Raw genomic sequence first — 12986 nt, 5'->3', positions numbered from 1 at the left:
TATCAAGGTAAATAAGCGATAGATTAATTGCTCTAATAATAATCAATAACTAACGCAAGTTCGTACAAGGATGCTTATGACTAGCCCAGTGCAAGCCGAAATATTAAATAGAGTCGCGGAGGTATTCGATAAACAGGTTCCTTTTCACAACCTGTTAGGCATGGATATCAAGCATTACGATATCGACGGTGTTGAAGTGGTTGTTAATATGAAACCTGAGCTTATTGGCAATATCCACCAGCAGATCCTTCATGGTGGAGTCACCGCTACGGTACTCGATGTTGTTGGGGGATTAACCGCATTCTCTGGTTTAGTCGCCAGTAGAGATGACTGGAGCGTAGAAGAACTACAGAACCGATTACAAACCTTAGGCACCATAGATCTTAGAATCGATTACCTTAGACCCGGTAGAGGGGAGATTTTTACCGGTACAGGAACCGTTATTCGTGCGGGTAACCGAGTATCAGTATGTCGCATGGAGTTACATAACGAACAGGGCGATCATATCGCTTTCGGCACCGGAACTTATATGGTTGGTTAAAGTAGCTCAACCTCAGACAGAGGGAAGTAGCAGCTTTCCTTGTGTCAGCTTTACTTTCCTCGTGTCAGCTTTATGGGACAGATATGGAATATTAAGTCATCGCTTAAAACTTGAGACCATAGGATTTGAAGCATACAATGCAGCACACTCTCCTTTTGTAGTTCTTTTCATGCTCGATTCTGAATATCGTAAAGGCATCGTCTTTGCTATCTGTGCATACACCCTTTGGGGCTTTGCGCCACTTTACTTCAAATTACTCGGTCAAGTTTCTGCTACCGAAATTTTAATCCACCGCGTGATCTGGTCTTTTGTATTTGTCACTGTGCTGATGGCTCTATTTGGTGGGTTCTCAAGACTCAGACAAGTGCTTAAAAAGCCCAAGCAGCTATTAATGCTGACTTTTACGTCCATTCTCATTGCAGCAAACTGGCTGCTGTTTATCTGGGCCATCAATAACGACCATATGCTGGATGCCAGTTTAGGTTACTTCATCAACCCGCTAGTGAATGTCATGCTAGGCATGGCATTTTTGGGGGAACGACTGAGAAAACTGCAATGGTTTGCGGTTTCACTAGCCGCTACCGGCGTTTTAGTGCAATTGATTTCATTTGGGTCAATACCTCTTGTGTCTTTAGGCTTGGCCTGCTCATTTGGTTTGTATGGTCTATTGCGCAAAAAGGTTAATGTCGATGCTAAGACGGGGCTTTTGGTCGAAACAGCCATCTTATTTCCTGTGGCACTCATCTATCTATTTGCCAACGTGGGTGGAGCACTCACCAACTTTAGCACCAATGAGTTATCACTCAACCTGCTCCTACTAGCCGCCGGTGTTGTTACCACGATTCCTCTGCTTTGCTTCGCCGCATCTGCAGTAAGAATTCCATTGTCAGTCATGGGTTTCTTCCAATATTTAGGCCCGAGTATCATGTTTATTTTAGCGATTAGCCTTTATGGTGAACCCTTTGATCTCGAAAAAGGCATTACCTTCCTGTTTATATGGGGAGCACTTGTCGTCTTTACTATAGATATGCTCTATAAACGTAAAGCCAAATAGTCATTGTCGACTCAAACAAAATGCCAGCATAAGCTGGCATTTTTATAAACGCGATCGGTTATAGCTCTAAGGCGAGTATCTTAGATTTTCGCTGATAGTTATACAGCTGCTTCTTCTTATCTGGGAGAACATCAACATCGACGATATCGAAACCATGCTCTAAGAACCAGTGAATACTACGTGTCGTCAACGCAAAAAGCTTTGTGTAACCTCTTACCCTAGCTTGACCAATAATATTCTTCAGCAGGATGCTACCTCTGTCCGCATCACGATACTCAGGATGCACAACCAGACAAGCAAACTCTCCTGCATTATCCTCCTCAAACGGATAGAAAGCCGCACAACCTATAACGAGACTATCGCGCTCAATCAACATAAACTGCTCGATCTCCATCTCCAGCTGCTCACGGGAACGGCGGACTAAGATACCTTTCTGTTCCAATGGACGGATCAGATCTAAGATACCGCCAATATCACCGATACCAGCACGACGAAGTCGCTCAGCGCTTTCAGTCACTATTTGAGTGCCTATGCCATCTCTGGAGAAGAGTTCTTGCAGCAGGGCACCATCGTCAAGGTAACTAACAAAATGACAACGAGAGACACCATTGCGACAAGCATCAATACTCGCCTTAAGAAAAGCTTTGGTGCCTAGACAAACACTTGAGCCCTGATCTAAATCGTTTAAAATAGTTTGTGCATCATTTGGCATTAACTCGGCTAAGACCTGGCCTTCGCTATCTAAAATACCTTCTTGTGAACTAAAGCCAATCATCTTATCGGCCTTGAGCTTTACTGCTATCTGAGTCGCAACCTCTTCGGCGGTCAGATTAAAGCTCTCACCTGTCACAGAGGCCGCTACCGGGCCAAGCAACACAATGCCATTCCTCTCTAGCTGAGCCTTGAGACCTTGAACATCTATGCGTCTCACCTTACCACTCAAGCAGTAATCAACCCCATCATCCACACCCAGAGGCTGTGCAATGACAAAGTTACCACTGACCACATTTATCTGTGCTCCCTGCATTGGCGTATTACTCAGGCTCATAGATAGCCTGGCAGTGATATCAAGTTGTAAGCCACCGACGACCTGTTTAATCACTTTAAATGCATCTTCATCAGTGATCCGTACGCCATTATAATACTCGGGGAGCAGTGCTTTCTCAGCTAAGGCTGCATCGATTTGTGGCCTAGCACCATGGACCAGAACAATTTTGATACCCAGACTATGCAGTAGGGCAATGTCATTAATAATCGAGCGAAACTGCCTATTAGCTAACGCTTCCCCCCCAAGCATGACAACGAAAGTCTTCCCCCTATGGGCATTAACATAGGAAGCAGAATGGCGAAATCCATCAACAAGTTCTGTAGTACGCACGAATATATTCTCACCTTGATTCATTTATGCAAAACAGACGGCAACAACCGTAAGCTATATAAAGCATAGTATTGCATTTTAATTCAAAATAAAAGCATTTATACCCACTATGAGTGGGCCGTCATTGTTTATTTATCTCAGCTGTATAAATGATATAAGAACAAAAAACAAAAACATTGAAATGAATTTTTATATATTAGGAAGGGGGTATTACAACTCGTAGAGTCCATTAAATTTTAAGCAAAAAAAAGCCCCTGAAACAGGGGCTTTATAGAAGTTAGCATCAAATTATTACTTGATTTTAGCTTCTTTGTACATAACGTGCTGACGGATAACAGGATCAAATTTCTTGATTTCCATCTTTTCAGGCATGTTACGTTTGTTCTTTTCAGTCGTGTAGAAATGACCAGTTTTAGCGCTAGAAACTAGCTTGATCTTCTCACGATTACCTTTAGATTTAGCCATGGTTTATTATACCTTCTCGCCGCGGGCACGAAGTTCAGCAATAACAACTTCAATACCTTTCTTATCGATAATACGCATACCTTTAGTAGAGATACGTAGCTTAACGAAACGCTTTTCGCCTTCTAACCAAAAACGGTGGTTTTGTAGGTTAGGTAAAAAACGACGACGCGTCGCGTTTTTTGCGTGCGAGCGGTTGTTACCAACCATTGGTCGCTTGCCAGTTACTTGGCATACTCTTGACATGTCAATCTTCTCCAAAAAACAATATATTTAACGCTCGAGCATTAATGCACCTCGAACACGGCCGTCGCCTGAGGCACACAACAGAGGGCGCATTTTATACAGGATCTAAAAACAAAGATCAAGGGATAGTTAATCTAACCATCCCCGCTCTGCAAATGAAACTATCTCGCGATCGCCTATAACCATATGGTCTAGCAAGGAAACATCAATGGTTCCTAAGGCAAATTTTAATCGCTCAGTTATTCGTCTATCGGCCTGACTTGGCTCCGCAACTCCTGATGGATGGTTGTGGCAGACAATCACAGCCGCAGCTTTTTTCTCAAGCACTAAGCACACCACATCACGTGGATATACAGAGGCCGAATCTATAGTGCCACGGAATAATTCAACAAACTGAATAACTCGATGCTGACTGTCCAACAATAAAATGGCGAACACTTCGTAGGCACGATCCCGCAATTGTCTCATTAAATAGTCCCGAGTTAAATCAGGATCACTCAATATTTTGCCTCTTTTTAACTTTTCTGCAGAAATTCGGGTACCTAGCTCAGCCGAAGCTTGCAGTTGAGCGTATTTTACCGGCCCCATTCCAGCCAATTTACATACTTGTGTTTGTGAAGCGCTAAACACTCCTCTTAGCCCCCCAAACTCATTGATGAGCTCACGGGCTAATTCAACCGCACTAAGTCCTTGTAAGCCATTTCTGAGCACTACAGCTAGCAGTTCAGCATCGGATAGCTGAGCCACACCACGATTTAGTAACTTATCTCTTGGGCCTTCTCCGTCTGGCCAATCTTTAATCGCCATCACCCCTCCTTGCGTGACTGTTCATTTATGTTGAGTATGGTCGAGTTTTCTAAAACTTGTATCTAACACAGACTTAGGTTTGTGATATCTTAGGCGCTATTCAATTTAGTGACTGGCTAGTTTGATACAAGCTACCGGTGATGGGCAAAAGTATGAATCAAAGTACCGACACAGATCAGGCCAAAAAAAATGTCTTACTCGCCATCGGTGGCGGTATTGCAGCCTACAAATCTGCCGATCTAATACGTCGATTAAAAGAACGCAACTTCGATGTCCGTGTAGTGATGAGCCAAAGCGCTAAAGAATTTATCACACCGCTGACCTTACAAGCGCTATCTGGATATCCCGTTGCATCAGATCTACTCGATCCTGCGGCAGAAGCTGCCATGGGTCATATCGAGCTAGCTCGTTGGGCTGACTTGGTCATTGTCGCCCCTGCGACCGCCAACCTAATCGCCCGTATTAACGCAGGTATGGCCGATGAACTTGTGACGACTACCTGCTTAGCCACAGAAGCACCAGTTGTGATCTGTCCAGCCATGAATCGTCAGATGTACCGCAATCAGGCGACCCAAGATAACCTGGCTAACTTATCCAAGCGTGGTATCACTATCTGGGGACCAGCATCTGGCAGCCAAGCATGTGGTGAGGTAGGTCCTGGGCGTATGCTTGAACCACTCGATATTGCTGAGCGTGCTGTACAATTTTTTGCGCCCAAGATTCTCACTGGTTACTCGATACTGTTAACCGCTGGTCCAACTCGTGAAGCTATCGATCCAGTACGTTATATCTCTAACCACAGCTCAGGAAAAATGGGCTTTGCTATCGCAAAAGCCGCAGCTGACATGGGAGCAAACGTATCTTTGGTTTCGGGTCCTGTAAACTTAGCGACTCCAGCAGGGGTTAATCGAATCGATGTGACATCGACTAAAGATATGCTCGATGCTGTCATGGCCGAAGTGGATAACCATAGTATTTTTATTGGTTGTGCCGCCGTTGCAGATTATCGAGTTGCAAAAGTAGCCGATGAAAAAATAAAAAAATCATCTTCTGATATGCAACTTGCCTTGGTTAGAAATCCTGATATCTTAGCCACCGTTGCCAGCCATACACCTAGACCATTTACCATAGGTTTCGCGGCAGAGACTCAAGATGTAGAGCGCTACGCTAAAGACAAATTAGTCCGTAAAAATCTCGATATGATCGCCGCCAATGATGTATCGAGTTCAGAATTAGGCTTCAATGCCGATAGCAATGCGCTCAAAGTGATTTGGGCTAAAGGTCAGCAGGACCTTCCTGCAACTGATAAACATACTTTGGCCAAACAACTGCTCGAATTAATCGCCGAGCAAATACATATTTTAAAAGACGACAACAAATGAAAACTCCAATAGAAGTTAAAATCCTCGATTCACGCATTGGTTCTGAATACCCTCTTCCAGCTTATGCTACACCCGGCAGTGCAGGTATGGATCTTAGAGCTATGATCGAAACCACTATGACCGTAGCCGCCGGCGAGACGGTGTTAATCCCGACGGGTATCTCAATTCATGTTGCCGATCCAGGCCTTGCTGCCGTCATACTACCTCGCTCAGGTTTGGGTCATAAACACGGCATAGTGCTAGGTAACTTAGTTGGACTGATTGATTCAGACTACCAAGGCCCTCTTATGGTCTCCTGTTGGAACCGCAGTGATAAAGCTTTCACTTTAGAGATCGGCGACCGTCTAGCACAACTGGTGTTCGTACCTGTGGTGCAAGCTGAGTTTAAGCTTGTCGATGAATTTGATAATTCAAGCCGAGGTGAAGGTGGCTTTGGTCACTCAGGCACCAAATAACAACACAGCTAAAATGCTATTTCTCCATACGCGCTAATTAGATGTAAATAATAAGAATGACATTGACTCGCTTTATCACTAAGGCGAGTAAAGCTATCACCTAGCTCCTGTCGTATTTTTTGAGTGAAGGAAAACTAAATGGCTGCAAGCCCCAAGTTCAACCGCCGCGAACATATTCTCCAATGTCTAGCAACCATGTTAGAAACCAATCCAGGACAAAGAATCACCACAGCTAAACTAGCTGCTGAAGTTGGTGTGTCCGAGGCAGCCCTATACCGCCACTTTCCAAGTAAAGCACGTATGTTCGAAGGTTTAATTGATTTCATTGAGGAGTCGCTATTATCACGTATCAACCTGATCATGGATGAAGAGAAAGACACCATGAAGCGTTGCCAACAATTGCTCCAGCTTTTACTGATTTTTTCAGAGCGCAATCCGGGCATATCACGCATACTCAGCGGCGATGCGCTGCTCGGTGAAAACGAACGTTTACGCAGTCGTGTTAATCAAATATTTTCCAAAATTGAGACCCACCTAAAGCAAATTTTACGAGAGAAAACGCTGCGTGAAGGTAAGGGATTCAATTTAGATGAAGCAATTTTAGCTAACCTTTTACTCGCCATAGCCGAAGGTCGTATCGCCCAATTTGTTCGCAGCGAGTTTAAACAAAAACCTACACAACATTTCGAACAGCAGTGGATATTTATCCAGCAACAGTTACTGCAAAGCTAGAACTAGGCTAGTGACGGTTAAGCCGTCACTAGCGGTAGCACTAAATTCCAGCCAAATAAAAATTACCTACGACCTATCTATTCACCCAATTGAATATCTTGGACTTTTCTCTTACTCTCAGCTTGTAACAAAAATAATTCAATGATTTATACCATTTCCATTAAATAAGTGACCATTCAGCGGGAGTTAAAAACGCTGTAGGCAAGATAAGGGGATTGAAGCTAATAGTTATTCTCGGCTCTGGCATCCTGCTTCGCCCTACCTTCTGCATCCATGCAGTCGTATATCGAAAACCACTTTCGCAGCTTAAAGTGTTTTTAAACCCGCACTTCGTGAGCTTCTCAGGGCTTCGACTTCTGCGTTGCATTGCCTCGAAAGGGAATAACCATTTCGTCAACAATGCGCCTTGAATTTAAAGCCCTGAGAAAGCTCTGAATTGATCATATGTTTAATGGAATTGGTATTACAGTCAGTTTTACAAGGAAGTTGTATGACGTTCTCAAAAAAATGGGCCATGACCTTACTTGCCGGTATTGGCTCAATATCACCCGCCATTGCCGCAGAAATCCAGTCATCCGCTCAATTGTTCAGTCGAGGTGCTGAATTTAGCGATGTTAAAATATCGCCTGCGGGGGATTACATCAGCGCAATCACCAAAAATAGTGGCAAAAATAACCTGATCATTCTCGATGCAAAAACCAAGAAATTACATCACGCAGTGTACTTTCCAGATAATGCACAAGTCGGCAGTTATGCCTGGGCCAGCGATGAGCGTGTTGTACTTCAAAAAGAGTACCTAAAAGGCTGGCAAGATCAGCCCGATTATAACGGTGAATTGATGGCTGTTAATGCCGATGGTTCTAAAGCAGCCTATCTGTTTGGCTATGAAGCTGGTGAGCAACAAACCGGCACCATGTTTAAAAAGAATACCGCTATCCGCGCCACAGCCTATATTTTAGATCCATTGCCAAACGATAACCGCTATATGTTAGTCAATGCCATTCCATGGAACCAAGCGCGAACACTCGACTATTCAAAGATGCAGGATGTCTATCGCGTCGATTTATTTAATGGCAAGCGTCGTAAAATAACTAGAGCCCCCATTGGTTATTCCCGATTTTTAACCGACCATGAAGGTGAAGTACGCTTTGTGGCTGGCGAAGATAAAACAAACACCACCAAAGTATTTTTTCGTAAAGATGATAAGTGGATAAATACCGATAAACTCGAACTTAATCTCGATGGTTTCAGCCCAATCTCCTTTGCCGATGATAAAAATAGTATTTATGCTGCAGGCCGTGAGAAAGGTCAGACTTTGGGCGTGTATAAAATCAACCTAGAAACCGGTGATAAAAAATCAATCATTCAAGATGATGTTGTCGACCCGAGCAATTTTTGGATCAATCAAGAAACAAAACAACTCTATGCCGTCGAATTTGAAAATGGTTATCCTGACTATGCCTTCGTAAACCCAGATGAGAGCCATTCCAAATTATTAAAACAGTTGTTAGCCACATTACCAGGCCATCAGGTACGGATTATTAGTGAATCCCGCAACTCAGAAAAACTCATCATAATGGCCTTCAATGACCGTAACCCCGGTGATTATTATGTTTTCGACACCAAGAAACTAAAACTGCAATACCTAGCCTCTTCCAAGAAATGGCTCGATCCTGAATTAATGGCAGAGGTGAGGCCAATTAACTTTACCAGCCGTGATGGCAAACAGATCTACGGCTACTTAACCTTGCCACAGGGTATAGAGGCTAAAATTTACCCTTGGTAGTCACCCCTCACGGGGGGCCACATGGTGTACGTGATGTTTGGGGCTTCGATCCACAAAACCAACTGCTGGCAAGTGAAGGGATGGCAGTATTGCAAGTCAACTTCCGTGGTTCTAGTGGCTATGGAGCATCATTTGAAAAAGCGGGTTACCAGAAATGGGGCACCGATATTTTGCACGACATTATCGATGGAACGAGCTATGTCATCGAACAAGGTTTAGTTGATAGAAACCGGATCTGTATAGCTGGCGGGAGCTTCGGTGGTTATGCAGCGTTGCAAAGCTCAATAATAGAACCCGACATGTTCAAATGTGCTGTAGGTTTTGCAGGAGTATATGACTTGCCACTTTGGAAAGACGATAGTGATGTGGCAGACTCTCGCTCAGGGCGCAGCTACCAAGATTACGCCATTGGAACAGACACAGCTCAACTTAAAGCCATGTCACCCGCTCACAATATTGATAAGCTCAAAGCAAAATTACTGTTAGTTCATGGTGAAAAAGATAAGCGAGTTCCTATTGAGCAGCTCAAAGCCTTAGAAGAAGCGCTCAACAAACATCATTATCCTTTCCAAAAGCTAGTCATGGATGATGGAGGGCACGGCTTTTATAACGATAAGCACAGGGCTAAATATTTTGGTGAGATGGTGAGTTTCTTAAAAGAGAATCTCAATCTATAACTTTAGCTGCTTACAAAAAAACCGTTCCCAAGATCGGCTCTTTATTAAGCCCTTACTTATTCTGGGTATAATTTCACAGCAATTAAAGGTATCCTCCTTGCCCATTTCCTACTAAACAGGTAGGACTCAGAGTATCTGTTGCTGCAACAGAGCACGATGAAAAATATGACATCAGACTGCACACTTGATATAACCACTATATAGAAAGTGGAGGAAACTATGACATCGAAAGAAGCACAACTCAGTGAGTCAGCACGACTAGTACAAACAGCATTACTAGAGCGTGGCCTTGAAACACCTATGCTACCGACTGAGTTCAGTGCAGAGGAGCGTAAAGAGAAGATAGAGCAGCATATGCGCGCCATCTTAAATTTGATGTCATTGGATCTCAGCGATGACAGCCTAATGGACACCCCTAAGCGTATTGCTAAGATGTATGTCGATGAAATTTTTTCAGGCTTAGATTACGCCAATTTCCCTAAGATCACCGTCATCGAAAATAAGATGGGCTTCGATGAGATGGTCAAGGTGAATGATATTAGCCTAACTAGTACCTGTGAACATCATCTCGTCACTATCGATGGACTGGCAACCGTGGCTTACCTGCCTAAAAAGAATATTATCGGCCTATCCAAGATAAACAGAATTGTACGTTTCTTTGCTCAACGCCCTCAAGTTCAGGAGCGTCTCACTCAACAGATATTGGTTGCGCTGCAGACCTTATTAGAAACCAAAAATGTCGCAGTAAAAATGGATGCGGTACATTACTGTGTCAAATCACGCGGCGTGATGGATTCCACCAGCTCAACGACCACAACAGCATTAGGCGGGATATTTAAATCTAACCCAGCCACCCGTGCAGAGTTCTTAAGCAATTAAGAATACAAGATGCGTGTTCCTAGAACCTAGGCACTAGGAACTCGAGGCTTCTCTTAAACCTTAAATCCCGTACTGATCACGATAAGCACTCACTGAAGCTAATTGCACTTCCATACCCGGCTTTTCAGACAAGTAGTTAATCAGATCGCCTAGCTTGATGATAGAGATAATGTCGCAACCGAAATCACGCTCAACTTCCTGAATAGCAGAAAGCTCACCCTTGCCTTTCTCTTGACGGTCCAGAGCAATTAACACGCCCGCTAGCGACGCCTCATGGGCCTGAATGATCTCCATGGACTCACGAATAGCTGTGCCCGCAGTAATCACATCATCGACTAGCATGACACGACCTTTCAGCTCGCTACCGACTAGGCTGCCGCCTTCACCGTGCTGTTTCTTCTCTTTACGGTTGAAGCAATATGGCATATCGATATCATGATGCTCACATAGGGCAACAGCCGTAGTGGTCGCAATCGGGATACCTTTGTAGGCTGGACCAAATAACAGATCATGCTCAATACCTGAGTCGACTAAAGCGGTCGCGTAAAAACGTCCCAGACGTGCTAAATCGCGCCCCGTATTGAACAGACCAGCATTGAAGAAATAAGGACTAACACGACCAGATTTAAGTGTAAACTCGCCAAATCTCAATACCTGACGCTCTAGGGCAAATTCGATAAACTCACGTTGATAGGCTTTCACACTCTCTCCTCAATTGACTAGTTTAATGTTACTTTTCTTGTTACTTCTAATAATTAGCTTATTCAAAAAAGGACCCATCAGGGTCCTTTTTATGTTTAAAACAATTTTAGCTCAATGCCGCTTTCTGTACATCGACTATTTCACGAATACCGTGCTTAGCCAGTTCTAACATACTAAGCAACTCTTCATGGCTAAATGGCTCACCTTCGGCAGTCCCTTGGACTTCGATCATCTTACCGGTTTCTGTCATCACAACGTTCATATCGGTTTCAGCTTCGCTGTCTTCCAAATACTCTAAATCACAGATTGGCTCGCCTTTATAAATACCCACACTGACTGCAGCGATAAGGAACTTAAGTGGATTAGTTTTCAAAATGCCCTTTCCACGCGCCCAGTTCAGTGAATCAACCAAAGCAACACAGGCACCAGTAATGGCAGCAGTACGTGTTCCGCCATCGGCCTGGATGACATCACAATCGATAACAATAGTATTCTCGCCTAAAGCCTTCATATCGACAGCAGCACGCAGTGAGCGACCGATAAGACGTTGGATCTCTTGTGTGCGGCCAGACTGTTTGCCACGAGCCGCTTCACGGTTCATGCGGCTATGAGTAGAACGTGGCAACATGCCGTATTCAGCGGTAACCCAACCTTGACCCTTCCCCTTAAGGAAACGAGGAACACCCTCTTCGAAGCTAGCAGTACAAAGTACTTTAGTATCACCGAACTCAACTAAAACAGAACCTTCAGCATGAGCGGTAAATTGTCGAGTGATTGTCACTGGACGAGATTGAGCTGGCGTTCTATCACTAGGGCGCATAAGAATTTCCTGTATTGATGAATCGATAGGCGATTTTGGGAGGATATTATAGGGATTTGTGACCAAGGATGCCATGTTATTTGCCCATAATAGGTAAAGCCAAGACACATTACTTTGAACCTAGCTGGCTTAGGTCTATAATCCTCGATCACATTCACGGTTAAACAATTGGAAAAACCATGATTCAAAGCATGACAGCCTACGCACGTATCGAACATAAAGCAGATTGGGGCACAGCCTCTTGGGAAATTCGTTCAGTTAATCAGCGTTACTTAGAAACCTATCTACGCCTACCTGAGCATTTCCGTAGTCTAGAACCTATCTTACGAGACAGACTACGAAAGCGTTTAAATCGCGGAAAAATTGAAGTTAACCTCAGATACGATCTGGCCGACAATAGCAGCAATGAACTGCAGTTAAATCAAGATCTGGCTAAACAACTAGTAAATGCCGCTAATTGGGTAAAACAAGAAGCTGGTCAAGGTGAGCTTAACGTCGTCGATATACTCAAATGGCCTGGCGTAATGTCCGGTTCAGAGCAAGATATGGACTCCCTAGGTAAAGAACTGCTTGTCGCTTTCGATAGTGCCATCGATCAGTTTATCGAAGCCCGTAGCCGTGAAGGCGCAGCCATTAACACCATGCTACAGACCCGTCTCGATGCCATCGTCGCCCAAGTCGCTATCGTACGTGAACATATGCCAACAGTGATGCAATGGCAACGTGACAAGCTGACCAACCGTCTAGCCGAGATCACTGGTGAACTGGACCCGGCTCGTCTAGAGCAAGAGATGGTAATACTTGCGCAAAAAATGGATGTCGCCGAAGAGATGGACAGACTCGACGCCCACGTTGCTGAGACTCAACGTATCCTCAAAAAAGGTGGCGCTCAAGGCCGTCGTTTAGACTTTATGATGCAGGAATTCAACCGTGAGTCGAACACCTTAGCCTCTAAATCTATCAGCGCAGAGATAACCTCTGCAGCGGTAGAACTCAAAGTGCTAATCGAGCAGATGCGCGAGCAGATCCAGAACGTCGAGTAATATTCCCATGCTTTTCATTTAA

Annotated in this window: 13 protein-coding genes and 1 pseudogene; 8 read left to right on the top strand and 6 right to left on the bottom strand. The window is 44.2% G+C overall.

The features are described from left to right. The first annotated feature begins 76 nt into the window (after nt 1-76). Both FM038_RS01690 and rarD read left to right on the top strand, forming a co-directional pair. On the top strand, nt 77-541 hold the full coding sequence (locus FM038_RS01690) for a thioesterase family protein (protein WP_142874845.1): 465 nt from the start codon (nt 77-79) through the stop codon (nt 539-541). Nucleotides 542-710: 169 nt separating this feature from the next. Then, entirely contained in the window at nt 711-1595 is an 885-nt protein-coding gene (gene rarD / locus FM038_RS01685) for an EamA family transporter RarD (RefSeq protein WP_142874872.1), read from the top strand. Nucleotides 1596-1653: 58 nt separating this feature from the next. Here the strand turns inward: rarD and argA are convergent, their stop codons facing one another. The 4 genes from argA to radC all read right to left on the bottom strand — a co-directional run bounded on the left by argA (nt 1654) and on the right by radC (nt 4488). Next, a complete protein-coding gene (argA, locus tag FM038_RS01680) occupies nt 1654-2973 on the bottom strand; it encodes an amino-acid N-acetyltransferase (protein WP_185965873.1) in 1320 nt (439 codons plus the stop codon). A 291-nt stretch (nt 2974-3264) separates the two neighbouring features. Next, entirely contained in the window at nt 3265-3438 is a 174-nt protein-coding gene (gene rpmG, locus FM038_RS01675; protein ID WP_011494790.1) for a 50S ribosomal protein L33, read from the bottom strand. Between the two features lie 6 nt (nt 3439-3444). Then, the gene (gene rpmB / locus FM038_RS01670; RefSeq protein WP_142874847.1) at nt 3445-3681 is read right to left on the bottom strand and encodes a 50S ribosomal protein L28; all 237 of its coding nucleotides are present in this window, start codon (nt 3679-3681) and stop codon (nt 3445-3447) included. A 129-nt stretch (nt 3682-3810) separates the two neighbouring features. Then, on the bottom strand, nt 3811-4488 hold the full coding sequence (radC, locus tag FM038_RS01665) for a RadC family protein (RefSeq protein ID WP_142874848.1): 678 nt from the start codon (nt 4486-4488) through the stop codon (nt 3811-3813). Between the two features lie 152 nt (nt 4489-4640). Between radC and coaBC the strand changes: the two genes are divergently transcribed. From coaBC to folE, 5 genes and pseudogenes are all read left to right on the top strand, one after another. Continuing rightward, nucleotides 4641-5870 carry a bifunctional phosphopantothenoylcysteine decarboxylase/phosphopantothenate--cysteine ligase CoaBC gene (gene coaBC / locus FM038_RS01660; protein WP_142874849.1) on the top strand — a complete coding sequence of 410 codons (1230 nt, stop codon included), beginning with the start codon at nt 4641-4643 and terminating at the stop codon, nt 5868-5870. Continuing rightward, nucleotides 5867-6325 carry a dUTP diphosphatase gene (gene dut / locus FM038_RS01655; protein ID WP_142874850.1) on the top strand — a complete coding sequence of 153 codons (459 nt, stop codon included), beginning with the start codon at nt 5867-5869 and terminating at the stop codon, nt 6323-6325. Before coaBC ends, dut begins: the two co-directional genes overlap by 4 nt. 138 nt (nt 6326-6463) lie before the next feature. Then, nucleotides 6464-7057, top strand: coding sequence for a nucleoid occlusion factor SlmA (gene slmA, locus FM038_RS01650; RefSeq protein ID WP_142874851.1), 594 nt, complete (start codon nt 6464-6466; stop codon nt 7055-7057). Nucleotides 7058-7571: 514 nt separating this feature from the next. Continuing rightward, nucleotides 7572-9520, top strand: a pseudogene (locus FM038_RS01645) (alpha/beta hydrolase family protein). Nucleotides 9521-9739: 219 nt separating this feature from the next. Next, nucleotides 9740-10399 carry a GTP cyclohydrolase I FolE gene (gene folE / locus FM038_RS01640; protein WP_142874852.1) on the top strand — a complete coding sequence of 220 codons (660 nt, stop codon included), beginning with the start codon at nt 9740-9742 and terminating at the stop codon, nt 10397-10399. Between the two features lie 60 nt (nt 10400-10459). Here the strand turns inward: folE and pyrE are convergent, their stop codons facing one another. Together pyrE and rph are read right to left on the bottom strand one after the other, a co-directional pair. Then, nucleotides 10460-11101, bottom strand: a complete 642-nt coding sequence (gene pyrE, locus FM038_RS01635) for an orotate phosphoribosyltransferase (RefSeq protein ID WP_142874853.1) — start codon at nt 11099-11101, stop codon at nt 10460-10462. Nucleotides 11102-11207: 106 nt separating this feature from the next. Further along, nucleotides 11208-11921, bottom strand: coding sequence for a ribonuclease PH (rph, locus tag FM038_RS01630; protein ID WP_077753489.1), 714 nt, complete (start codon nt 11919-11921; stop codon nt 11208-11210). Between the two features lie 179 nt (nt 11922-12100). Here rph and FM038_RS01625 point away from each other — a divergent pair, with 179 nt between their 5' ends. Next, nucleotides 12101-12964: a YicC/YloC family endoribonuclease gene (locus FM038_RS01625; RefSeq protein ID WP_142874854.1), complete on the top strand. Its 864-nt coding sequence runs from the start codon at nt 12101-12103 to the stop codon at nt 12962-12964. Nucleotides 12965-12986 lie beyond the last annotated feature (22 nt).

The organism is Shewanella eurypsychrophilus, from assembly GCF_007004545.3.
Lineage (GTDB): Bacteria > Pseudomonadota > Gammaproteobacteria > Enterobacterales > Shewanellaceae > Shewanella > Shewanella eurypsychrophilus.
Note: the sequence above shows the minus strand (reverse complement) of the source record. Positions and strands in the feature narration are given on the sequence as shown.